This is a genomic window from Streptomyces sp. NRRL S-37, assembly GCF_000721605.1.
In the GTDB taxonomy this organism is placed as follows: Bacteria; Actinomycetota; Actinomycetes; order Streptomycetales; family Streptomycetaceae; genus Streptomyces.
Genome location: NZ_JOIZ01000029.1, coordinates 30536 through 52383 on the forward strand (window position 1 = coordinate 30536; position 21848 = coordinate 52383).

The following is a 21848-nucleotide window of genomic DNA, read 5'->3' on the forward strand; positions in this document are numbered from 1 at the left end:
GGGGTCGGCCCGTCCGTGCGGGACGGCCTTCGGGGCGCCGGTCTCCTCGTGCGTGTCGTGGCGGCGGGCGGAGCGGTCGCGAGCCGCCGTGTGCGGGGCGTCGGCGAACCGGTCCAGGACCGCGGCGGCCTGTTCCTCGTCCGTGGATTCCGCCACCGTCCTCCGTCCTCCCCTGCGCTCCCGCCGCACCACGGCACGGGGGAAGCCGCGTGCGGGCAGCGGACCCCCCACCGCTACCAACCGCGGACCGCCCACCGGGTTACGGGTTGCTCCGGGATCACCGGCCCCCCTGGGCCGGCGACTTGTGGCCCGTCGGCCTCACATCGGCGTGTCTCCGGAAGATCGGCCAGGTCAGGTGGCTTGTAGCCGAACCGTTGCCGTTCCGCCGGACGTCCCCCACAGCGAGCGCATAGTGTGTGGTGCCGTTCCCGAAGTCCGTGGGAGCGTCCCCGAACTCCGTTCGGACCAGGGGCGGAACCACGGCCGAAGCACCAAGCCCGTTCATTTCAGGGGGAGTCAGATCATGCGATCCATACGGCCGTCGTCCACCGCCCGTCGAGGGGGGAGCGCACGCCGTACCTCCCCCGTCCTGGCCGCTGTCGCGCTCGCCTCGGCGCTCGCTCTCACCGCCACCGCCTGCGAGTCGGGGGACACCGACGCGAGCGCCGAGACCTCCGCGGCCGCCGACGACGGCAAGCTCAAGATCCCGGACGACATCAAGGACCGGCTCAAGGAGCACGGGATCGACCTCGACAAGTGGAAGAACGGCGCCTGGAAGGACTGGAGCAAGGACGACTGGCTGCGCGAGGCGCAGGACTACGTCAACCCGATCATCGAGGGCCTGTGGGACCCGGACCGCATGCGGGACGCGGAGGAACCGGACCAGGGGGTCGACGAGAGCGACATCTCCGGTGACCAGGGCGTGACGGACCCGACTCCGGAACCGGTGCAGGCGGAGGCCATCGCCCCGTCGTACCACGCCAACGCCCCCACGGCGGGCAAGGTGTTCTTCGACTCCCCCGAGGGCACGATGGTCTGCTCGGCCACGGTCGTGCAGGACCCGGCCAACCCGGGCAAGTCCAACATGGTGTGGACGGCGGGCCACTGTGTGCACGCGGGCAAGAAGGGCGGCTGGTACCGCAACATCGCCTTCGTGCCGTCGTACAACGACGCGGGCAGGTCGGCGAAGGAGCTGGAGACCGCCACGAAGGAGGAGGTCGCTCCGTACGGCGTCTGGTGGGGTGACTGGGCGCAGACCTCGGACCAGTGGATCGAGCAGGGCGGCTCCACGGGCGGTGACGGCGCCCCGTACGACTTCGCGGTCATCCATGTGACGCCGGAGGAGGGCGGCGACGGCAAGTCGCTGGAGGAGACGGTCGGTTCGGCGCTGCCGGTGGACTTCGACGCTCCCGCGGTGCCGGAGGTGGAGGAGATCACGGCGATCGGTTACCCGGCCGCCCCGCCGTACGACGGCCAGACGCTGTACAACTGCCAGGACGAGCCGGGCCGGCTGTCGCTCAGCGCGTCGGACCCGACGATGTACCGCATCGGGTGCAGCATGACCGCCGGTTCGTCCGGTGGCGGCTGGGTCGCGACGGGTTCGGACGGGAAGCCGGCGCTGGTGTCCAACACCTCCATCGGCCCGGTGACGGCGGGCTGGCTGGCCGGTCCGCGCCTGGGTGACGAGGCCAAGGGCGTGTACGACGCGGTCAGCGGGAAGTTCGCCGGGCAGTGACCGGTGTGCCCGGTCCCGTGTGCCACCGCGCGCGGGACCGGGCGGGCCATCAGCACGCGGTACGACATTCATTCGTTTCAACGGGGGTCATCGCACCATGGGTTCCACACGTACGTCCGCGCCGCTCGGGCGTGGCCGGCGCACCGTCCTCACCGCCTCCGGCCTGGTAGCCGCCCTGGCGCTCACCGCGACCGCGTGCGGCGGTTCCGGGAAGGACGAGGCGGACGACAAGCCCGACGCCGCCACCTCGCAGGCCGCCGACAGCGGCAGCGGCGAGGTGAGGATCCCGTCCGACATCGCGGACCGGCTCAAGGAGCACGGGATCGACGTCGACACGTGGAAGAACGGCGCCTGGAAGGACTGGGACAAGGACAAGTGGCTCAGTGAGGCCGAGGACTTCGTCAACCCGGTGATCGAGGGCCTGTGGAAGCCCGACCGGATGCGGTCCGCGAAGGAGGCCGACAAGACCGTCTCGGTCAAGGACGCGACGGCGGCCCAGGGCGTCAGCGACCCGGAGCCGGACCAGGTCCGGGCGGAGGCCGAGAAGACGCCGTACCACGAGAACGCGGCGCCGGTCGGCAAGGTGTTCTTCGACTCCCCCGAGGGTCCCGCCGTCTGCTCCGGCACCGTGATCAAGGACGTGAACCACCCGGGCAGGTCCAACCTCGTCTGGACGGCCGGACACTGCGTCCACGCCGGCGGCGACGGCGGCTGGTACCGCAATCTCGTCTTCGTGCCGGCCTACAACGACCTCGGCCGGTCCTCGGCGGACCTGAGCGGCGCGAGTGCCACCGAGATCGCTCCCTACGGCAACTGGTGGGCGGACTGGGCCTCGACGTCCAACGGCTGGATCCAGGGCGGTTCGCAGTCCGGCGGCGACGGAGCGGCGTACGACTACGCGGTGCTGCACGTGAAGCCGGAGCAGGGCGCCAAGTCCCTGGAGGAGACGGTCGGCGCCGCGCTGGACGTGGACTTCTCCGCACCGTCCGCGGCGGAGGCGGGCGAGATGGGCGCCTGGGGGTACCCGGCCGCGCCGCCCTACGACGGCCTGCAGATGTTCAAGTGCCTCGACGCTCCGGGCCGGTTCTCGCTCGGCTCCGGTCTGCCGACGATGTACCGCATCGGCTGCTCCATGACCGGCGGCTCGTCCGGCGGCGGCTGGTTCCGGGTGCTGAACGGCAAGACGGTGCTGGTCTCCAACACCTCGATCGGCCCGCTGGACAACACCTGGCTGGCGGGCCCGCAGCTCGGTGAGGACGCCGAGGCGTTGTACCAGAACATGAGCAGGACCTACGGCGGTCGGTGATCCGCACATGACGAAGGCCCGCCCCCCGCCGTGAGCGGGGGGCGGGCCTTCGTTCTGCCGTGAGTGGGCTCAGCCGGCCGGGGTCGGGACGTACGGCGTGAGTTCCGCCGCCAGCTCCTCGTGCACCCGGAGCTTGAGCAGGGTGCCCTCCGGGGTGTGCTCCTCGGAGATCACCTCGCCCTCGTCATGGGCGCGGGCGACCAGCTTGCCGTGGGTGTACGGCACGAGCGCCTCGATCTCCACGGACGGGCGGGGCAGCTCGTCGTCGATCAGCGCGAGCAGCTCCGTGATGCCCCGGCCGGTACGGGCCGAGACCGCGATGGAGCGCTTCTCCGTCCGCAGCAGCCGCTGGAGGGTCAGCGGGTCGGCCGCGTCGGCCTTGTTGATCACGACGATCTCGGGTACGTCGGTGGCGCCGACGTCCCTGATCACCTCGCGCACGGCGGCGAGCTGCTCCTCGGGGACCGGGTGCGAACCGTCCACCACGTGCAGGATCAGGTCGGCGTCGCCGACCTCCTCCATCGTGGAGCGGAACGCCTCGACCAGGTGGTGCGGCAGGTGCCGGACGAATCCGACGGTGTCGGCCAGCGTGTACAGCCGCCCGCTGGGGGTCTCGGCCCGGCGCACGGTCGGGTCGAGGGTCGCGAACAGGGCGTTCTCGACCAGGACGCCCGCGCCCGTGAGGCGGTTGAGCAGCGAGGACTTGCCGGCGTTGGTGTAGCCCGCGATGGCCACGGACGGCACCTTGTGGCGCCTGCGTTCCTGGCGCTTGATCTCGCGGCCGGTCTTCATCTCCGCGATCTCCCGGCGCATCTTCGCCATCTTCTCGCGGATCCGTCGCCGGTCCGTCTCGATCTTGGTCTCACCGGGACCGCGGGTGGCGAGGCCGCCGCCCTTGCCGCCGCCCATCTGCCGGGACAGCGACTGACCCCAGCCGCGCAGTCGCGGCAGCATGTACTGCATCTGCGCGAGCGCGACCTGCGCCTTGCCCTCGCGGGACTTGGCGTGCTGGGCGAAGATGTCGAGGATCAGGGCCGTGCGGTCGATGACCTTGACCTTGACGACGTCCTCGAGGTGGATCAGCTGGCCGGGGCTGAGCTCACCGTCGCAGATGACGGTGTCCGCGCCCGTGTCGAGCACGATGTCGCGCAGCTCCTGCGCCTTGCCGGAGCCGATGTAGGTGGCGGCGTCGGGCTTGTCGCGGCGCTGGATCACACCGTCGAGGACGAGGGCGCCGGCCGTCTCCGCGAGGGCGGCGAGCTCGGCCAGGGAGTTCTCCGCGTCCTGCACGGTTCCCGAGGTCCACACGCCGACGAGCACGACCCGCTCCAGGCGGAGCTGCCGGTACTCGACCTCGGTGACGTCCTCGAGCTCGGTGGAGAGGCCCGCGACACGGCGCAGGGCCGCACGCTCGGAGCGGTCGAACTGGTCGCCGTCCCGCTCTCCGTCGATCTCGAGGCTCCAGGCGACGTCCTCTTCCATCAGGGCATCGGCCCGAAGACCCTCGGGGTAGGTGTGCGCGAAGCGCTTGGTGTCCTGGGAAGGGGAAGAAGAGGAGGTCATTGGGTCCTTACGTCGTTGGGTGACCGTATGCGGCGACGGAGCCGGTCCGTGGGATCCTCCGTCACTGTCCACAACGTCCGGGGTGCCCGGGAGATTCCCGTGTCCCGTGCCGTGCGGACCTGACGATGGTCGCACGGTACGGCCCGTCTCGTCACCGTGTTATTCCCGGCCCGCGCCCGGTCGATGCACGGGCACGACCGGCCGCCGGGCGGGTGTCGCGGACCGGGCCGCGGACTTCCATTCAGGGTGGCCGGGCATCGGCGGGGTCGTGGCCCCGTACAGCCAGGGGTGCAGGAAGCCGGTCAGGTCGCGTCCGGCGGTGCGGGACGCCAGCCGGACGAAGTCGGAGGTGGAGGCGGTGCCGTCGCGGTGGCGGGTGACCCAGTCGCGTTCCAGGCGTTCGAAGGCGGTGCGGCCGATCTCCTCGCGCAGGGCGTACAGCACGAGGGCGGCGCCGGAGTAGATGTTCGGCCGGAAGATGCCGATCTTCCGGCCGGGCTCCGGGGGCTTGGGCGCGGCGGGCGGTCCGCCGGCCGCGCGCCAGCCGTCGGAGGCCTCGTAGGCGGCCTTCATCCGGGCCTCGAGGGTTCTGCCGCCCCGCTCCTGCGCGTACAGCGCCTCGTACCAGGTGGCGTGCCCCTCGTTGAGCCACAGGTCGGACCAGGTGCGGGGGCTGACGCTGTCGCCGAACCACTGGTGGGCCAGCTCGTGCACCATGATCGACTCGACGTACCAGGCGGGGAGGGCCGGGTCGGTGAACAGGTCGCGTTCGAAGAGGGAGAGGGTCTGGGTCTCCAGCGCGAAGCCGGTGGACGCGTCGGCGAGGAGCAGGCCGTAGGTCTCGAACGGGTAGCGGCCGGTCCTCTTCTCCATCCAGGAGATCTGGGCGGGGGTCTTCGCCAGCCAGGGTTCGAGCTTCGCGCGGTGGGCGGTGGGCACGACGTCCCGCAGGGGCAGCCCGTGCGGGCCGGCGCGGTGCAGGACGGTGGAACGGCCGATGGAGACCTGCGCGAGTTCGGTGGCCATGGGGTGGCGGGTCCGGTACGTCCAGGTGGCGGCCCCGCGCGTGCGGCCGACCTCGGCCGGCAGACCGTTGGCCACCACCGTGTGGCCGTCGGGGGCGGTGATCCGGAAGGTGAACACCGCCTTGTCCGAGGGGTGGTCGTTGCACGGGAACACCAGGTGGGCGGCGTCGGCCTGGTTGGCCATGGCGAGGCCGTCCGTGGTGCGCACCCAGCCGCCCTCGCGGTCCTCGGCGGCCACGGGGTCGCTGGTGTGCCGGACGGTGATCCGGGCCCGCTCGCCCTCGTCCAGAGGGTCCTCGGGTGTGATCACCAGGTCCTCCCCGGCACGGGTGAAGCCGGCCCGGGCCCCGTCGACCTCGACGGAGCGGACCGTGCCGTGGGCGAAGTCGAGGTTGATCCGGTCCAGGCCGGCGGTGAGGCGGGCGTCGATCGTGGTGACGGCTTCGAGCGGCCGGTCGTTGCGGCCCGGGTAGTCGAGGGCGATGTCGTACGACAGCACGTCGTACCCGGGGTTGCCCAGGTACGGGAAGAGCCGGTCACCGAGGCCGAGCGGAACGGCGGGGGCACTCGCGGCGACCAGGCAGACGGAGACGGCGGAGGCGAGCAGCGCGGCGACCGCCCGGCGCCGACGTGCGTGACCGCCTCCGGCGCGGGTGCTCCGGTCCCGGGCGGCCTGGTCTCGGGGCGCCCGGGCCTGGACGGCGTGCCCGCGCGGTGCCCGGGTCCGGACAGCCTGCTGGTGTGCTTGGTCCTGGTGGCGATGGCCGTGCGCCGTCCGGTCCTGGGACGCGCGGCCGTCAGGGGCCCCGGCCGGGGAACCGTGGTCGAGTGGGGACCGGCTGTGCGGGTCCTGGCTGGATGCGGCCCGGCCGGGGGACAGGTCGCTGCCGGGTGTCCCGGGCCGGGGGCCGTGGCTCGCCGACGGCCGGCCGTACGGGACGTGGCTGGGTGTCGTCCGGGCCTGGGACAGGTGGCTGTGGGGTGTCCCGGGCCGGGAGTCGTGGTCGGCGGGCGGCCGGCCGTGCGGGCCGGGGGCGTGGGGGGTGAGCATTCACCACGGCTATCAGCGTGCGCGTGCGGTGTGGTGACGGCGCGCTTTCGACCCACCCGATCGGGTAATCACACCGCCGCTCGGAGGCTCCGTGCCCCGGTCAGGCGCCCGACGCCTGCCGCTGGGCCCGGCTCACGTCGTACACACCGGCCACGTTGCGCATCGCGCGCATGAGGGTGGGCAGGTGGGCGGCGTCCGGCAGGTGCACGGTGTAGGTGTGCCGCACCTGCTGGCGGTCCGGGGGTTCGACGGTCGCGGAGACGATCTCGGCGCCTTCGAGGGCCATGGCCTCGGTGAGGTCCGCGAGCAGATGCGGACGGACGAAGGACTCCGCGACCAGCGTGACCCGGCACTCGGCACCCTCCCCCCAGCGCACGCCGACCTCCGCGCGCCCCGCGCTCTTCATGCGCGCCACCCCGGCGCACTCCACCCGGTGCACGGTGACCGCTCCCCCGCGTACGGCGAAACCGGTCACCTCGTCGGGCGGTACGGGCGTACAGCAGCCGGCGAGCCGTACGGTCGCGCCGTCCCGGTCGACCAGGACCTGGGCGGCGGTGGGACGACCGGGGTCCGGGGCGTCCGGGGCCGGTGACGGGGCGGGGTCACCGGTGAGGGGCCGGGCGGCCTCCTCCGGTACGGCCCCGGCCGCCTCGTCCGGTGCGGGGTGGGCGGTCAGCCACCGCTGGATGGCGATCCGCGCGGCGGGGGTGTGGGCGTGCTCCAGCCACTCCCTGGAGGGCTCGGAGGCCGCGTCCTGGCCCATGAGCAACTGAACGGTGTCGCCGTCCTTGAGGACGGTGCTCAGCGTCGCCAGCCGGCCGTTGACCCTGGCCCCGATGCACGCGTGGGCGTCCTCGCCGTACTGGGCGTAGGCGGCGTCCACGCAGGTCGCTCCCTCGGGCAGGCCCAGGGTGCCGCCGTCGGGGCGGAACACGGCGATCTCGCGGTCCTGGGCGAGGTCCTCGCGCAGGGTGGACCAGAAGGTGTCGGGGTCGGGCGCGGCCCGCTGCCATTCCAGCAGCCGGGAGAGCCAGCCGGGCCGGGTGGGGTCGACGCGTTCGCCGTCGCTCGCGGACTGCTCCTCCGGCGGTGCGGCGTAGGGGTTGCCGAGGGCGACGACCCCGGCCTCGGCGACCTTGTGCATCTGGTGGGTGCGGATGAGGACTTCGACGACCTGTCCGTCCGTACCGGCCACGGCGGTGTGCAGCGACTGGTACAGGTTGAACTTCGGTACGGCGATGAAGTCCTTGAACTCCGAGACCACGGGCGTCATGCAGGTGTGGAGCTCGCCCAGGACGCCGTAGCAGTCGGCGTCCTCGTTCACCAGCACCAGCAGACGGCCGAAGTCGGCGCCGCGCAGTGCCCCTCGTCTGCGGGAAACCCGGTGCACGGAGACGAAGTGGCGCGGGCGGATGAGGACTTCGGCGGTGATGTCGGCCTCGCGGAGCACCGTGCGCACGTCGTCGGCGACGTCGGCGAGCGGGTCGTCCGCGCGGGCGGCGTTGCGGACGACCAACTCGCGTGTGTGCTCGTACTCCTCGGGGTGGAGGATCGCGAAGACCAGGTCCTCCAGTTCCGTCTTGAGCGCCTGGACGCCGAGCCGTTCGGCGAGGGGGATCAGGACGTCACGTGTCACCTTGGCGATGCGTTCCTGTTTCTCCGGGCGCATCACGCCGAGGGTGCGCATGTTGTGCAGCCGGTCGGCGAGTTTGATCGACATCACGCGGACGTCGTTGCCGGTGGCGACGAGCATCTTGCGGAAGGTCTCGGGCTCGGCGGCGGCGCCGTAGTCGACCTTCTCCAGCTTGGTGACGCCGTCGACGAGGTAGCGGACCTCCTCGCCGAACTGCTCACCGACTTGATCGAGCGTCACCTCCGTGTCCTCGACGGTGTCGTGGAGCAGGGAGGCGGTCAACGTCGTGGTCTCGGCGCCGAGTTCGGCGAGGATCAGGGTCACCGCGAGCGGGTGCGTGATGTACGGCTCACCGCTCTTGCGCATCTGGCCGCGATGGGAGGACTCGGCCAACAGGTAGGCACGGCGCAGGGGTTCGAGGTCGGCGTCGGGATGGTGGGCACGGTGGGCGTCCACCACGTGTCCGATGGCGTCGGGGAGCCGGTCGCGGGCGGCGGGGCCGAGCAGCGCGGCACGGCCCAGCCGGCGCAGGTCGAGCCGGGGGCGGGACTTCCTGCGCGACCCCGTGGGCGTGACGTGACCAGATGTCACAGGGCCTGGGGTCGCAGGGTTCACGGCCTCCGCGTTCATGGGCACCTCCGGCTGCGTGGACCGGCGGACGGCGCGCCCCAGGGCGGACTCGGGCTCGGGAGACGGCGTTCGCCCCCCGTCCGGGCCGGTGCTTGATGCTACCGAGCCGGACCCCCTCGGGCTGACCGCCTCCGGCCGAGCGTGAAACGGATCACCCCATCGAGGGAAGGACGGCCGGAGGTCCTTTTCACGCCATCGGACCGGGGATCCTCCATGATCTTGAAGGCGATCAGCCTTCCGGACCTGCGGATGTTTCCGTCCAGCAGGCCGGAAGCCGCGATCCTGAGCCGGTGCTCCGGTCAGCGCAGGGCGTTCTCCAGCCACTCGGGCTCGATCACGCCCTCGGCGACGATCACCGCCGGACCGGTCATCTCGATCTCGCCGTCGGGCCGTTCGGTGATCACGAGGGTGCCGCCGGGCACATCGACGGTGTACGTCGCGGGGGTGCCGGTGACCTTCGGGTCGGCACCGTCGCGGCGGGCGGCGGCCACGGCGACCGCGCACGCGCCTGTGCCGCAGGAGCGGGTCTCGCCGGACCCGCGCTCGTGCACCCGCAGCGCCACGTGCCGCGGGCCGCGGTCGACGACGAACTCCACGTTCACGCCGTCCGGGTAGGCGGCGGCCGGGCTGAAGGGGGGCGGGGTGGACAGGTCGCCCGCGTGGGCCAGGTCGTCCACGAAGGCCACGGCGTGCGGATTGCCCATGTTCACGTTCCGCGCGGGCCAGCTGCGCCCGCCGACGCTCACGGTGACGTCGCCCTCGGGGAGCAGCGCCCGGCCCATGCCGACGGTGATGTCCCCGTCCTTGGCGATGTGGACGGTCTTCACTCCCCCACGCGTGGCGATCGCGGTGTCTCCCGCGGACACGTGTCCGGCGCGCTGGAGGTAGCGCGCGAACACCCGCACCCCGTTGCCGCACATCTCCGCGACCGAGCCGTCGCCGTTGCGGTAGTCCATGAACCACTCGGCCTCGGCCGCCATGTGCCGTGCCTCGGGGTGGGCCGCGGACCGCACCACGTGCAGCAGTCCGTCGCCGCCGATGCCCGCGCGGCGGTCGCACAGGGCGGCGACGGCGGCCGGGGACAGGTCGATGGCGTTCTCGGGGTCCGGGACGATCACGAAGTCGTTCTCCGTGCCGTGGCCCTTGAGGAAGGCGATCCGCGTGCTCATTCCTCGATCGTACGAGAACACTCCGTCGGGGCGCCGGGAGGACGCGGTTCCGTGCGGGCCCGGTGAGGGCCGGCCGCGCGGTTCCGCGCCCCTTTCCTTCGGGCGCCGCCCTCCTCGGCACTGCTCAGCGGAGCCTGGCCACCCGCCACACGGCCAGGGCCACCACCGCGGCGACCATCACGACGTAGGCGGTCACCACCCGCCAGTCGGGTCTGCGGCCGGAGCCGCGGGCCGGCAGGCCCGGCCAGGTGGAGCCCGCCCTGCGGGCGGCCATCATGCCCCAGCCGGCCGCGCAGGAGCAGATCAGCAGCCCCAGCATGGCGATCACGGCGCCGCTGTCGCCGAAGTCGAAGGCGAGCGGGAAGGCGAACATCAGGGAGCCGACCGCGGCCAGCCCGACGATCGGCGCGAGCTGCCAGATGCGCAGCCGGCGCTGCGGGCGCAGCTCGACCTCGACCTCGTCCCCGCCCGCGAACATCTCGTCCGGCTCGGGGCCGTCGTCGGTCACGCCGCCCTGCGTCTCGTCCGGTCCGTCCGGACTGAGGCGGTCGGTCGTCTCCTGCTCCGGTGCACCCCGCTCGGTGGTGAGGTGTTCGGTGCCGTGTGCGGTGTCGCGAGGGCCGGCCTCCATCGCCACGCGCCCTCCCAACTTAGGACTCCACTGGTCGATCGAAGCTCGATGATGGCACGGCGCCACAGGCCCGGATGACGGCCTGGGCGTCCCGATGCCAGGACGTGATCAGGCTGTAACCGGTCGTTCGACCAACGACAACGCGAGCTGCGGAAGTTCCGTCAGGTCCGCCGCGGCCCCACTCAACCAGTTCACCCGGGGATCGCGCCTGAACCATGAATCCTGACGGCGCGCGAAGCGCTTGGTGGCACGGACGGTCTCGGACCGCGCCTCCTCGAGGGTGCACTCCCCGGCGAGCGCCGCGAGCACCTGCTGGTAGCCGAGCGCGCGCGACGCCGTACGCCCCTGGCGCAACCCTTGCGCCTCCAGTGCGCGTACTTCCTCCACGAGGCCGGCCTCCCACATCCGGTCCACCCGGCGGGCGATGCGCTCGTCCAGTTCGGGGCGGGCCACGTCGACACCGATCTGGAGGGTGTCGTAGACCGAGTCGTGGCCGGGGAGGTTGGCCGTGAAGGGTCTTCCGGTGATCTCGATGACCTCGAGCGCGCGGACGATGCGGCGGCCGTTGCTCGGCAGGATCACCCGCGCGGCCTCCGGGTCCGCCACGGCGAGGCGCGCGTGCAGCGCCCCCGGGCCGCGCAGCGTGAGCTCCTCCTCCAGGCGGGCCCTGACCTCGGGGTCGGTGCCGGGGAACTCCAGGTTGTCGACGGCGCCGCGGACGTAGAGGCCGGAACCGCCGACGAGGACGGGCCAGCGCCCCTCGGCGAGCAGCGCGTCGATCCGCTCCCGGGCCAGCCGCTGGTACTCGGCGACGGACGCGGTGACGGTGACGTCCCAGATGTCGAGCAGGTGGTGCGGGACGCCGCCGCGTTCCCCGGGCGTCAGCTTGGCGGTGCCGATGTCCATCCCCCGGTAGAGCTGCATGGAGTCGGCGTTGACGACTTCGCCGCCGAGCCGCTGGGCCAGGAATACGCCCAGATCGGACTTTCCGGCCGCCGTGGGGCCGACGACGGCGATGACGCGGGGGGCGAGGGGTGCGCTGCTCACTGATCCAGTCTCGCAAACCTCCCGTCCGGTCCTCGAACGGGTTACGTGACGCGACGGTCGCCGGGTCGTTGCCCGTTGCGAGGTTCCTGCCGCCGGATCACAGGGGGCGGTGGCCCGGGTCACACGAGCGGATGCACCGGGCGACGCGGGATTTCGCCCGCACGAGTAACGTATGGAGTGGATATGGGCGTTTTTGCACGGCTTTTTCGGAGGTCGAAGGCCACGGAGGAGACGCGGACCGCCGAGGTCCGGGCCGGCGAGGCGGCGGCCGGGGCCGGCACGGAGAGCGCGGCCGGGGCCGCGGAGCCGAAGGGGCCGGCCGAGGCGCCGGAGACCACCGGGCCGGCGGAGAAGGAGGCCGGCGAGGTCACCGGCACCGACACCGTCGAGATCCCCAAGCAGCAGTCCGCCGAGGCGGCCGGCAGCGAGACCGGTGAGGGCGCCCGCACGTAGAGGGTCGTGAGGGAAGGTACATCATGGGTCTCCTGGACAATCTGAAGGCCGGACTCGGCCCGGCCAAGGACAAGGTCTCCGACCTCGCGCACCAGCACGAGGACAGGATCCAGCACGGTCTGGACAAGGCCGCGCGGACCGTCGACGAGCGGACCAAGGGAAAGTACAGCGACCGGATCCGGACGGGTACGGGCAAGGCCAAGGGCGCCGTGGACCGGCTCGCGCACAAGAACGACCCCGGCTCGGGCGCGGGCGGCACGACCACGCCGCCGGCCGGGCCGCCGCCCACTTCCTGAGCGGCACACCGGCGGACGGCCGCGGAACACACCGAGGGTTCCCGGCCGTCCGCCGCGTTCTCCCCTGCGGCAGCCCGCCTGCGCCCAGGCGGCCACGAGGTGACCGGCCCCGCAGGAAACGCCCTCGTGAAACAGCACGTACCCCGGGCCCCGGCCGTCCGCCGCGTTCTCCCCGGCGGCAGTCCGCCTATGCCCAGACAGCCACGAGGTAGCCGACCCCGTAGGGGGCGTCCTCGTGGAGCAGTGTGCCCTTCAGGGCCGGGTTTCCGGCCGCCGCGCCGGCGAGTACCTGCCAGGGGGCCCGGCCGGAGACCTTCAGTTCGCGGGCCAGTCCGGTGTCCAGCGCTCGCAGGGCCCCGGTGTCGGCCGCGCCCAGCGCGCGTGCGAGTTCCGCGTCGAAGGGGGCCGCGCGCTCGTCGAGGTAGCCGGGTGCCTTGAGTGTGCGGCAGGCGCTGGCGTCACCCATCACCAGCAGCGCGACCCGCTCCGCCCGGCCGGCGAGGGCCTCCCCCGTCTCGGCGCACCGCTCGGCCGTGAGGGACTCCCCCACGGCCAGTCCCTCCACGGGGGTGTCCGCCCAGCCGGTGCGGTCCAGCAGCCAGGCGCCCACGGCCAGCCCGTACGGGAGCTCCCGCCCGGGTGTGCCCTCGCCCCGTCCCAGCCGTACGTCCAGGCCGACGCCGAAGCCCCGGAAGGATCCCGGGGTGCCCTCCGGGTAGGTCTCGGGCCCGGCACCGTCCCCCGGTCCCACGACCACGAGCAGATCGGGCCGGGCGGCGCCGAGCACACCCAGCGCGTCCGTGCACGCGGCCCGCGCGGTGTCCAGCTCGGGAGCGGCCCCTGCGGCGACCTCCGGCACGAGCAGCGGCGGGCACGGGCAGACTGCGGCGGCGACAAGCATGATCGACAGCCTACTGCGGAGGCCCGGAACGGCACCCCCGCCTCACGGGCCGTCCGTGCCCCGGACGCGCTCCGTGAGGCTGTACCGCGGGCGGTGGGTGACCGGTCCGGTCAGTCGACGGCGCAGCCCCCGGTGACCGCCGGCAGCGGCTCGGGCACGCCCACCTTGGGCAGACCGAGCAGTACGCCGGAGGGCTGAGCGGCCTTCTCGGTGGTGCGCTTCTCCCAGGCGTCCCCCGCGCGGGTGCGGCGCACGTCGAGCACCGCGCCCTCGGCGAGGAGGTGGTGCGGGGCGGCGTAGGTGATCTCGACGGTGACCACGTCGCCGGGGCGCACCTCCTGCTCCGGCTTGGTGAAGTGCACCAGGCGACTGTCGGGGGCGCGGCCGGAGAGGCGGTGGGTGGCACCGTCCTTGCGGCCCTCGCCCTCGGCGACCATCAGCTCCAGGGTGCGGCCGACCTGCTTCTTGTTCTCCTCCCAGGAGATCTCCTCCTGGAGGGCGACGAGGCGCTCGTAGCGCTCCTGGACGACCTGCTTGGGGATCTGGCCGTCCATCTCGGCGGCCGGGGTGCCGGGCCGCTTGGAGTACTGGAAGGTGAACGCCTGCGCGAAGCGGGCCTCGCGCACCACGTGCAGGGTCTGCTGGAAGTCCTCCTCGGTCTCGCCGGGGAAGCCCACGATGATGTCGGTGCTGATCGCCGCGTGCGGGATGGCGGCGCGGACCTTCTCGATGATCCCGAGGTAGCGCTCCTGCCGGTAGGAGCGGCGCATCGCCTTCAGGACCGGGTCGGAGCCGGACTGGAGCGGCATGTGGAGCTGCGGCATCACGTTCGGCGTCTCGGCCATGGCGGCGATGACGTCGTCGGTGAAGTCGCGCGGGTGCGGCGAGGTGAAGCGGACGCGCTCCAGGCCGTCAATGGTGCCGCAGGCCCGCAGCAGCTTGCTGAACGCCTCGCGGTCGCCGATGTCGGACCCGTACGCGTTGACGTTCTGCCCGAGCAGGGTGATCTCGGAGACGCCCTCGGCGACCAGGGCCTCGATCTCGGCGAGGATGTCGCCGGGGCGGCGGTCCTTCTCCTTGCCGCGCAGCGCGGGAACGATGCAGAAGGTGCAGGTGTTGTTGCAGCCGACGGAGATGGAGACCCAGGCCGCGTAGGCGCTCTCGCGCCGGGTGGGCAGCGTGGAGGGGAACGCCTCCAGCGACTCGGCGATCTCGACCTGCGCCTCCTCCTGCACGCGGGCGCGCTCCAGGAGGACGGGCAGCTTGCCGATGTTGTGCGTGCCGAAGACGACGTCGACCCAGGGCGCCCGCTTCACGATGGTGTCGCGGTCCTTCTGCGCGAGGCAGCCGCCGACCGCGATCTGCATGCCGGGGCGGCTCGCCTTCTTCGGGGCGAGGTGGCCGAGGTTGCCGTACAGCTTGTTGTCGGCGTTCTCCCGGACGGCGCAGGTGTTGAAGACGACGACGTCGGCGTCGCCGTCGGAGCCCTCGGGGGCGCGGACGTAGCCCGCGTCCTCCAGCAGCCCGGACAACCGCTCGGAGTCGTGGACGTTCATCTGGCACCCGTAGGTGCGTACTTCATAGGTGCGCGTGCCGCCCACTGACTGGCTCCGGTCGATGCTGCTCATGCCCACAAGGGTAGGCGGTGCCGCGGACCGCCTCGGCCCGGTGGGCAACTCCCTGCCAGGCAGCTTCCTGGCCTGGCCGGATGCGGACAGCGGGGGTGGCGTGATGGTTATCTCTTGGCAGCGGCCGGAAAGCGCGGGGAACGCGGACCGGCCCGGGGGAGCTACGAGCACCACCGGCTCCATGCGCATCACCGCAACCGGTACTGAGTCACGCATGGGATGGAGAACACCGAATGTTCCGTACCAACCGTTGTACCGCGGCCGTCACGCTCACCGCCGCCGCCGTCCTCACCACGCTCGCCTGGGCCGTGCCCGCACAGGCCGCCGACGGGGCCGGGCGGGGGCCGGTGGCCGCACCGCAGGACTTCACCTGGACGCCGCCGACCGAGCCGATCGGCGGTGGACGGCCGTACCTCCCCGGCACGCCCGGCGACTTCACCTGGGGCCCGGCGCACCCCGACGACTTCACCTGGACCCCGCCGGTCACGCCGTGACCACCTGCCGGTGACGCCGGGCGGCCGCCTGTCAGATCCACTGCCGGCGGGCCGCCTGCACTCCCGCCTCGAAGCGGCTGGACGCACCGAGCCGTTCCATCAGCTCGGCCATGATCCGCCGCTCCGTGCGCACACCGATGCCGAGCATCCGTGCCACCGCCTCGTCGGTGAGGCCGGTGGACAGCAGCTGGAGCAGCTTGCGCTCCTGCGGAGTCAGCCCGTGCGGATCGTCCTCGGAGGAGTTCTTCTCATGGAACGGGGCCGCGTGCTCCCAGTACGCCTCGAACAGCGCCCGCATGGCGAGCACCACCGGCCGGCTGTTGAACAGCAGCGCCGAGGGGCCCGCCTGATCGGGCAGCCCGGCCACGATCGCCGCGGTCGTGTCGACGATCAGCAGCCGCATCGGCAGGGTCGGGGACGTGCGGATCTCGCTGTTGTGCTCGGCCATCCACTGCGCGTGCGCCCTCGTCACCCGGTCGTTGACGGCGCTGTCCAGGTAGATCGAACGGAACCGGACGCCCCGGGCGAGTGCCCGCTCGTTCAGCGGCCGGGACGCCTCGATCGCCTCCTCCGACAGCCCGCCCACGGGGTGGAAGACCAGGGACTCGTGCCGGCAGGACTCCGCGAGGGCCTCCAGCCGGGTACGGATCTCGTCCACGTTGTCGAGCTGTTCCGTGCCGTCCGAGCCGGACCCGCCCGACGCCGTGTACTCGGCGGCGAGTGCCGCCAGCGCGGCCCGGTTCTGCTCGATGCGCTGTTGCCGCCAGGCCAGTTCGTCCTGTTCCCGCTGGAGCAGGACCTTCAGGCCGAGCGACGGGTTCACCGCGCGCAGCGCCCCGGGCGAGTCCCCGGACGGGGCGAGGAGGGACAGCTCGGACAGCCGGGCGAGTGCCTCCCCCACCTCGTCGGTGGCGATGCCGAGGAGGTCGGCGAGTCTGTCCGGATCGTGTTCCTTGTGGAACAGGATCGCGCGGTAGACGGCAAGCGTTCGCTGGTCGAGCGGAGATACGTCGTCCACGTGGTGTTTCCCCCTTGAACCACATGCCCGGACCCGGCTCCACGCCGGACGGGACGGTCCGCGGCGCGGGACGGGGGCAGCACCGCACGCCCGGCGAAGCACCCCCGTAGATCCTTCACGTTCCCGCCACGCTACCCGCTCAGGAGTTCCGGTGTCGCACGCAGACGCGTTTGTCGTCCCTCCGTTGAACGGCCGTGTCGTGCTCGTCATAGACGCGACCACCGGAGTCGGCCGCACCGTGGCCACCCGGCTGAGTGCGGCCGGCGCGGCCGTGGCGGTGGTCGGCGCGGGGCATCCGGGCCGGGACGACGACGCCGCCACCAGCGCGGCGTTCCTGTGCAAGGAGCTGGCCGACGTCGGTCTGGTGGCGCTCCCCTACCAGGTGGACGTCACCCGGCCGGAAACACTCGGTGCCCTGCCCCGTCAGATCGCCGCCGAACTGGGCCCGGTGGCCGCGTGCCTCGTGGTGGTCCCGCCGGACGCCGGCGGCGAGGGCCTGGCCCGGGCCTTCCGCACCGTGTCGGCGGTCGTCGCGGCGTCCCTGCCGGCCGGGGCCGAGCACATCGAGATCGACACGGGCCGGGACGAGGCCGACCGCGAACGGGTGGCCCGTTCGGTCGCGGACCGGCTGGTCAGGCGGTTCACCCGGCCGCCCGCCCGCTGACGGTCCGTCAGCAATGCGCGCAGGCCGCGGGCCTGCCGCCCAGGAGTCCTTCTACCGTCCGTCCGCACGGGGGTTCAGCATGTCGATACGGATAGTCGTCGCAGGTGATCACCAACTCGTCCTGGAGGCCTTCGCCGAGACGCTCAACGGCGTCGACGGGCTGGAGGTGGTGGGGCTGGCCACGGCGTGCGACGCGGTGCTGCCGGCGGTGGAGCGGCACCGGCCCACCGTGCTGCTGCTCGGCGAGTCCACGATGGCCGGCCGGGCGCTGCGCATCGCCACCGACGTACGCAGTCACCATCCCAAGTGCGGGGTCGCGCTGATGGTGGGGGCGGCCACGCCGTCGGTGGTGGACCGGGCGGTGGCGGCCGGCGCGCTCGGTGTCGTGCCGAAGAACGCCCGGCTCCCCCAGCTGGTGACGACGCTGATGGGGGTGGCGGGCGGCTGTCTGACCGTCGATCCGTCGCTGCTGCGGCCGGTGGCGGTCGGGGAGACGACGCTGAGCGTGCGGGAGGTGGACGTGCTGCGGCTGACGGCCGGCGGGGCGACCGTGAAGGAGATCGCGGGCGAGCTGTACCTGGCGTCGGGCACCGTGCGCAATCTGACGTCGGCGGCCATCAAGAAGCTCGGGGGGCGCAACCGGTTCGACGCGGCGCGCATCGCCGGGGAACACGGTCTGCTGTGAGCGGACGCGCGCCTGCCCCGGCACGGTGGGTGCCGGGGCGGGGCGGGATGGTGCGCCTGCTCGTCACGTTCGTGCGGGCACGGGCGCGACGGATGTGCGAGGCCGTACGGGACCGCGTACGGGACTCACTTCTCCAGGCAGAACTCGTCGATCGGGTAGCCGACATGGCGGTCGGCGGTCGGCAGGTGCCCGAGGATCGTGTCGCCCGGCTTGAGTTCGGTGGAGTTGAGGACCGCCGCGTCCGGACCGAGGACCCGTACGTGCCAGTCGTCCTGGAGGATCAGGTTGACGGTCTGTCCGCCCGGGGCGACCGCGTCGATGGAGATGAGCGGACGCGTCTCTATCTTGACCCGGCCGACGCTGACCGGACGGGTGCGGCCCTTGGTGTCGACGGCCAGCACCTTGCTGCCGGCGTGGAGTTCGCTCAGGTAGTGGGTGCGGCCGCCCTGGGAGACGGTGTACGAGTGCAGCGCGCCGGCGTTCACCCGGAACGGGCGGGTCGGCATGTACGGCAGCGGGTGGGTCTCGCTGACGCACAGCACCATGCCCTTGGAGTGCGAACCGACCAGGATGCCCTCGTCCTTGCGGAAGTGGGTGGTGGTGTCGACGCAGGCCCGCTCGCCCATGCCGATGTGGGTGGTGTGGGTGACGGTCAGCTCCACCAGGTCGATCTCGCCGCCGCGGGCGCTCGCGGCGGTACGCAGCGCCGTGGCGTCACCGACCGTGTCGGCCCGCATCAGCACACCGTCGGAGCCGAGTTCGAGGACGCCGTAGACGATCTCGGCCTCCTCGGTGTCGGAGGCGGTGGTGATGATGGAGCCGGGTGCGCCGGTGGCCGCCGCGATCACGATCTCGAGCGGGATCTTGGTGGGGTCGCGGAAGTCGAGGACGCTCCACGGCTCCAGCCGTGCCGCGAGGCAGGCGTCCTCGAGCGTGTCGGCGTCGACGATCTCCACGTACCGCCCGAACTCGACGTCCGGGTGGGCCTCCTGGAGCGCGGCGCGGTCCTCCCGGGGGCCGGGGACGACCACCAGGTCGGCGGCGCCGAGGTCGGCGGGGACGGCGTCGATGCCGTCCTCGAAGAGCAGGACCTTGCGGACGGTGGGCGGCAGGCCGGCGAAGGCGGCCGGGTCGGCGGCGACGATGCCGTCGATGCGCTGGTGCAGGGCTTCTTCGAGGACGGCTGCCGTGGCGTCGCCGGCGCCGCGGATGTCAAGCCAGCACAGTTTCGCGTCCGTCATGATGCGGACCTCCTGTCGGGTGTGAAAGGTCGGAGAGGTGGTGGGGGCTGTCGGGGAAGACACCGGATGCCGGGTCGTCCAGGTGGTCGGGGGTCAGCCGTTCGTCCCGGTGGACGCCGGCCCCGGAGGGGAAGGCGACCGCGCCGAAGTGCTGCTCCGGGAAGTGGTGGATCAGCCGGGCCACCTTGGCGGCGAGCCTGCGGGGGTCGGCGGCCTGGAAGATGTTGCGGCCCATCGCCACCCCGCCCGCGCCGCCGGCCAGGGCGTCGCGGACATAGGCGAGGACGTCCTCCTCGGTGGGCATCGCGGGACCGCCCGCGACCAGCACCGGCACCGGACAGGCGGCGGTCAGGTCGAGCATCTCCGCGGTCGAGCCGAGGAAGACGGTCTTGACCAGGTCCGCGCCCAGGTCGGAGGCGACGGTGACGGCGTGTGCCACCAGTTGCGGGTCGCGCGGGTCGGTGACCCGCGGGCCGCGCGGGTACACCATGGCGAGCAGCGGCAGGTTCCACCGGTCGCAGGCGTCGGCGATCCGTCCGAGGTCGCCGATCTGCTGCCGCTCGTCGTCCGAGCCGACGTTGACGTGGACGCTCACCGCGTCCGCGCCGAGCCGGAGCGCCTCCTCGACCTCGGTCACCACGTACTTGGCGTCGGGGTCGTGCGCCCGGCTGGTGGACGCGTTGAGATGGATGATCAGCGACATCGCGGCGAACCGCTCCGGGCTGATGTGGCGGACGCTGCCCTTGTGCACGACGACCGCGTCCGCGCCGCCGGCGGCGAGCTGTCCGGCGAGCTGGTCGAGGGTCGTGCCGCGGGGCACCACGGGCCCGTCGCTGATCGAGTGGTCGAGAGGGGTGATCATCAGGCCGGCCGTGCTGTGGCGGTAGAGCCGCCGTAGCCGCAGCGCCCTGGCGAAATGCCCGTATCCGGTCATGGAGTGCCCTTTCTGTCGCGCGGATCGGTGCGCCGGCGGGCGTGGTGTCCGGGCGGGCCGTCCACCTCGGCGCCGGGGTCGGGTGGGCCGGTGCCGCGCGTCTCGGCGGCGGGCGGGGGTGCCGCGCGCACCGGTGCGGTGGCGCCGCGCAGCCGGGTCCGGTCGGGTTTGCCGGACGGGGTGAGCGGCAGTTCGGGCCAGACGGAGACGCTGACCGGGGCGTGTTCCGGGGTGAGCGTCGCCGCGACGTAGTCCCGCAGGTCGCAGGAGGTGTGTCCGGCGCCCGAGTGCAGTTCGACGGCGGCGTGCACCTGCTCCACGAAGTCGTCGTCGCGGACGCCGAACACCGCGGCCTGCCGCACCTGGGGGTGCTGGAGCAGCGCGGCCTCGATGGCGGCCGGGTCGAGCTTGAGTCCGCCGTGCTTGATGACGTCGCCGACCCGTCCGTCCAGCCGCAGGTAGCCGTACGCGTCCCAGTGCCCGAGGTCGCCGGTGCGCAGCCAGCCGTCGCGGTACGTGTCGGCGGTCAGCCGGTCGTCGTCGAGGTAACCGGCGGACACGGTGGGCGAGTCGACCCAGATCTCGCCGCTCTGCCCTCGCCCCAGCGGGGTGCCGGTGCCGGGTGCGCGGATCTCCACCCGGACCCAGGGGAAGGGCCGGCCGACCGAGCCGAGCAGTTCGGGCTCCCGGTGGTCCAGCGGGGTGAGGCTGCTGATGCCGCCGGCCTCCGTGGTGCCGTACACCTGGATCAGGACGTCGCCGAGGAGCCGTACCGCCTCGCGGACCCGTCCCGGGGAGGCCGGGGTGCCGCTGTAGGTGACGCGGCGCAGCGACGACAGGTCGTACGAGGTGATCAGCGGGTGGTCGAGCAGCCGGTACAGGTGCGGTACGGCCAGGTAGGCGTCGGTGACGTGGTGTTCGGCGATGGCGGCCAGGGTGGCGTCGGCGTCGAACTCGTCGTGGAGCACCACCGTGCCGCCTCCGCACAGCACGGCGTCGGCCATCGGAGCGGTCGTGTGGCTGACCGGGGTGACGGAGAGCAGCGTGGCCGGGCCTCGTGGGTCGAGTCCGTCGGCGAGCCGTCCGACGAGGTGTTCGCGGGTGCCGTGGCGCTGCGCGACCATCTTCGGCCGGCCGGTGCTGCCGCTGGTGAAGTCGACGACGGCCAGGTCGTCGGGCCGGGGCGGCGGCGCGGAGGGCACGGTGCCGGCGCCGTCCGCCGTGCGCGGGATCGCCCGCACGGTGAGTCCGGGCCGGCGGCGGGCCAGCCATCTGCCGCGGGCCGCGCTCTCCTCGTCCTCCTCGTCCACCAGCAGCAACGGCACCGCGAGGTCCCGCAGCAGTTCGGTCTGGGTGGCGAGGGAGAAGGTCTCGGTGTCCGTGCGCGGGTTCATCGAGCGGACGTACACCGAGGTCGCGCCGAGCAGGTGCACGGCGTAGCGGGCGCTGAGCATCAGCGGGTGGTTGGGGCCGGTCAGGATGGCCACCGTGGTGCCGGGGCCGACCCGCAGGGAGCGCAGCAGGGCGGCACTGCCCAGGAGGGACGCGCGCAGCTCTCCCGCCGTCACGGCCGCGTCGGGCCGGTGCACGACGACCCGGGCGGGGTCGCGTTCCAGCGCGGCGAGCAGCCGGCGGGTGTAGGGGCGCGCGAGGGTTCCGGTGGTGGTCATGGTCCTCCTTTCCGTTCGTCGGGGGTTCGCGGGAACTCGTGGGAGACCGTCGAGAATTCGCCGCGGACCCGTCG

The 21848-nt window shown here is 72.7% G+C and carries 19 protein-coding genes; 7 read left to right on the top strand and 12 right to left on the bottom strand.

Features of this window, described 5'->3' with window-relative positions:
- Positions 1-523: 523 nt before the first annotated feature.
- Positions 524-1735: a trypsin-like serine peptidase gene (locus IH50_RS0132620; RefSeq protein ID WP_030870596.1), complete on the top strand. Its 1212-nt coding sequence runs from the start codon at positions 524-526 to the stop codon at positions 1733-1735.
- Positions 1736-1832: 97 nt separating this feature from the next.
- Positions 1833-3041: a trypsin-like serine peptidase gene (locus IH50_RS0132625; RefSeq protein ID WP_030870599.1), complete on the top strand. Its 1209-nt coding sequence runs from the start codon at positions 1833-1835 to the stop codon at positions 3039-3041.
- 69 nt (positions 3042-3110) lie between these two features.
- Here IH50_RS0132625 and hflX read toward each other — a convergent pair whose 3' ends face one another.
- From hflX to miaA, 6 genes are all read right to left on the bottom strand, one after another.
- A complete protein-coding gene (hflX, locus tag IH50_RS0132630) occupies positions 3111-4604 on the bottom strand; it encodes a GTPase HflX (protein ID WP_030870602.1) in 1494 nt (497 codons plus the stop codon).
- Positions 4605-4763: 159 nt separating this feature from the next.
- Positions 4764-6236 carry a M1 family metallopeptidase gene (locus IH50_RS0132635; protein ID WP_051767539.1) on the bottom strand — a complete coding sequence of 491 codons (1473 nt, stop codon included), beginning with the start codon at positions 6234-6236 and terminating at the stop codon, positions 4764-4766.
- A gap of 544 nt (positions 6237-6780) precedes the next feature.
- Positions 6781-8943 carry a RelA/SpoT family protein gene (locus IH50_RS0132640; RefSeq protein ID WP_030870606.1) on the bottom strand — a complete coding sequence of 721 codons (2163 nt, stop codon included), beginning with the start codon at positions 8941-8943 and terminating at the stop codon, positions 6781-6783.
- 299 nt (positions 8944-9242) lie between these two features.
- Positions 9243-10112: a diaminopimelate epimerase gene (gene dapF, locus IH50_RS0132645; protein ID WP_030870609.1), complete on the bottom strand. Its 870-nt coding sequence runs from the start codon at positions 10110-10112 to the stop codon at positions 9243-9245.
- Positions 10113-10236: 124 nt separating this feature from the next.
- Entirely contained in the window at positions 10237-10743 is a 507-nt protein-coding gene (locus IH50_RS0132650; protein WP_030870612.1) for a hypothetical protein, read from the bottom strand.
- Between the two features lie 108 nt (positions 10744-10851).
- Positions 10852-11790 (bottom strand): tRNA (adenosine(37)-N6)-dimethylallyltransferase MiaA, encoded by a 939-nt coding sequence (gene miaA / locus IH50_RS0132655; RefSeq protein ID WP_030870616.1) that lies wholly within the window; start codon positions 11788-11790, stop codon positions 10852-10854.
- A gap of 183 nt (positions 11791-11973) precedes the next feature.
- Here miaA and IH50_RS0132660 point away from each other — a divergent pair, with 183 nt between their 5' ends.
- Both IH50_RS0132660 and IH50_RS0132665 read left to right on the top strand, forming a co-directional pair.
- Complete coding sequence (locus IH50_RS0132660) at positions 11974-12243, top strand: hypothetical protein (protein WP_030870620.1); 270 nt, start codon at positions 11974-11976, stop codon at positions 12241-12243.
- Positions 12244-12266: 23 nt separating this feature from the next.
- Complete coding sequence (locus IH50_RS0132665; protein ID WP_030870624.1) at positions 12267-12539, top strand: antitoxin; 273 nt, start codon at positions 12267-12269, stop codon at positions 12537-12539.
- 187 nt (positions 12540-12726) lie between these two features.
- Here IH50_RS0132665 and IH50_RS0132670 read toward each other — a convergent pair whose 3' ends face one another.
- The gene (locus IH50_RS0132670; protein WP_030870625.1) at positions 12727-13440 is read right to left on the bottom strand and encodes a class III extradiol dioxygenase subunit B-like domain-containing protein; all 714 of its coding nucleotides are present in this window, start codon (positions 13438-13440) and stop codon (positions 12727-12729) included.
- 110 nt (positions 13441-13550) lie between these two features.
- On the bottom strand, positions 13551-15068 hold the full coding sequence (gene miaB, locus IH50_RS0132675) for a tRNA (N6-isopentenyl adenosine(37)-C2)-methylthiotransferase MiaB (RefSeq protein ID WP_030870628.1): 1518 nt from the start codon (positions 15066-15068) through the stop codon (positions 13551-13553).
- Between the two features lie 233 nt (positions 15069-15301).
- Between miaB and IH50_RS0132680 the strand changes: the two genes are divergently transcribed.
- Entirely contained in the window at positions 15302-15562 is a 261-nt protein-coding gene (locus IH50_RS0132680) for a hypothetical protein (protein WP_030870632.1), read from the top strand.
- 31 nt (positions 15563-15593) lie between these two features.
- Here the strand turns inward: IH50_RS0132680 and IH50_RS0132685 are convergent, their stop codons facing one another.
- The gene (locus IH50_RS0132685; RefSeq protein ID WP_030870636.1) at positions 15594-16580 is read right to left on the bottom strand and encodes a LuxR C-terminal-related transcriptional regulator; all 987 of its coding nucleotides are present in this window, start codon (positions 16578-16580) and stop codon (positions 15594-15596) included.
- 184 nt (positions 16581-16764) lie between these two features.
- On the opposite strand from IH50_RS0132685, the gene IH50_RS38155 reads away from it, so the two are divergent.
- Entirely contained in the window at positions 16765-17244 is a 480-nt protein-coding gene (locus tag IH50_RS38155) for an SDR family NAD(P)-dependent oxidoreductase (protein ID WP_037873285.1), read from the top strand.
- Between the two features lie 79 nt (positions 17245-17323).
- The gene (locus IH50_RS0132695) at positions 17324-17929 is read left to right on the top strand and encodes a response regulator transcription factor (protein ID WP_030870643.1); all 606 of its coding nucleotides are present in this window, start codon (positions 17324-17326) and stop codon (positions 17927-17929) included.
- Positions 17930-18054: 125 nt separating this feature from the next.
- On the opposite strand, the gene IH50_RS0132700 is transcribed toward IH50_RS0132695, so the two are convergent.
- From IH50_RS0132700 to IH50_RS0132710, 3 genes are read right to left on the bottom strand one after another with little or no spacing between them, the layout of a single operon-like run.
- A complete protein-coding gene (locus IH50_RS0132700) occupies positions 18055-19170 on the bottom strand; it encodes a 3-dehydroquinate synthase II (protein WP_030870644.1) in 1116 nt (371 codons plus the stop codon).
- Positions 19142-20104: a 2-amino-3,7-dideoxy-D-threo-hept-6-ulosonate synthase gene (locus IH50_RS0132705; RefSeq protein WP_030870649.1), complete on the bottom strand. Its 963-nt coding sequence runs from the start codon at positions 20102-20104 to the stop codon at positions 19142-19144. Before IH50_RS0132705 ends, IH50_RS0132700 begins: the two co-directional genes overlap by 29 nt.
- Positions 20101-21774: a class I adenylate-forming enzyme family protein gene (locus IH50_RS0132710; RefSeq protein ID WP_063759518.1), complete on the bottom strand. Its 1674-nt coding sequence runs from the start codon at positions 21772-21774 to the stop codon at positions 20101-20103. The genes IH50_RS0132705 and IH50_RS0132710 overlap by 4 nt, the downstream gene beginning before the upstream one ends.
- Positions 21775-21848 lie beyond the last annotated feature (74 nt).

Coding starts and splice junctions, on each gene's coding strand:
- IH50_RS0132625 (WP_030870599.1), top strand. CDS start 1,833: ATGGGTTCCACACGTACGTCCGCGCCGCTCGGGCGTGGCCGGCGCACC.
- IH50_RS0132620 (WP_030870596.1), top strand. CDS start 524: ATGCGATCCATACGGCCGTCGTCCACCGCCCGTCGAGGGGGGAGCGCA.
- IH50_RS0132640 (WP_030870606.1), bottom strand. CDS start 8,943: ATGAACGCGGAGGCCGTGAACCCTGCGACCCCAGGCCCTGTGACATCT.
- hflX (WP_030870602.1), bottom strand. CDS start 4,604: ATGACCTCCTCTTCTTCCCCTTCCCAGGACACCAAGCGCTTCGCGCAC.
- miaB (WP_030870628.1), bottom strand. CDS start 15,068: ATGAGCAGCATCGACCGGAGCCAGTCAGTGGGCGGCACGCGCACCTAT.
- IH50_RS0132660 (WP_030870620.1), top strand. CDS start 11,974: ATGGGCGTTTTTGCACGGCTTTTTCGGAGGTCGAAGGCCACGGAGGAG.
- dapF (WP_030870609.1), bottom strand. CDS start 10,112: ATGAGCACGCGGATCGCCTTCCTCAAGGGCCACGGCACGGAGAACGAC.
- IH50_RS0132650 (WP_030870612.1), bottom strand. CDS start 10,743: ATGGAGGCCGGCCCTCGCGACACCGCACACGGCACCGAACACCTCACC.
- IH50_RS0132665 (WP_030870624.1), top strand. CDS start 12,267: ATGGGTCTCCTGGACAATCTGAAGGCCGGACTCGGCCCGGCCAAGGAC.
- IH50_RS0132695 (WP_030870643.1), top strand. CDS start 17,324: ATGTCGATACGGATAGTCGTCGCAGGTGATCACCAACTCGTCCTGGAG.
- IH50_RS0132700 (WP_030870644.1), bottom strand. CDS start 19,170: ATGACGGACGCGAAACTGTGCTGGCTTGACATCCGCGGCGCCGGCGAC.
- IH50_RS0132670 (WP_030870625.1), bottom strand. CDS start 13,440: ATGCTTGTCGCCGCCGCAGTCTGCCCGTGCCCGCCGCTGCTCGTGCCG.
- IH50_RS0132705 (WP_030870649.1), bottom strand. CDS start 20,104: ATGACCGGATACGGGCATTTCGCCAGGGCGCTGCGGCTACGGCGGCTC.
- IH50_RS0132710 (WP_063759518.1), bottom strand. CDS start 21,774: ATGACCACCACCGGAACCCTCGCGCGCCCCTACACCCGCCGGCTGCTC.
- IH50_RS0132680 (WP_030870632.1), top strand. CDS start 15,302: ATGTTCCGTACCAACCGTTGTACCGCGGCCGTCACGCTCACCGCCGCC.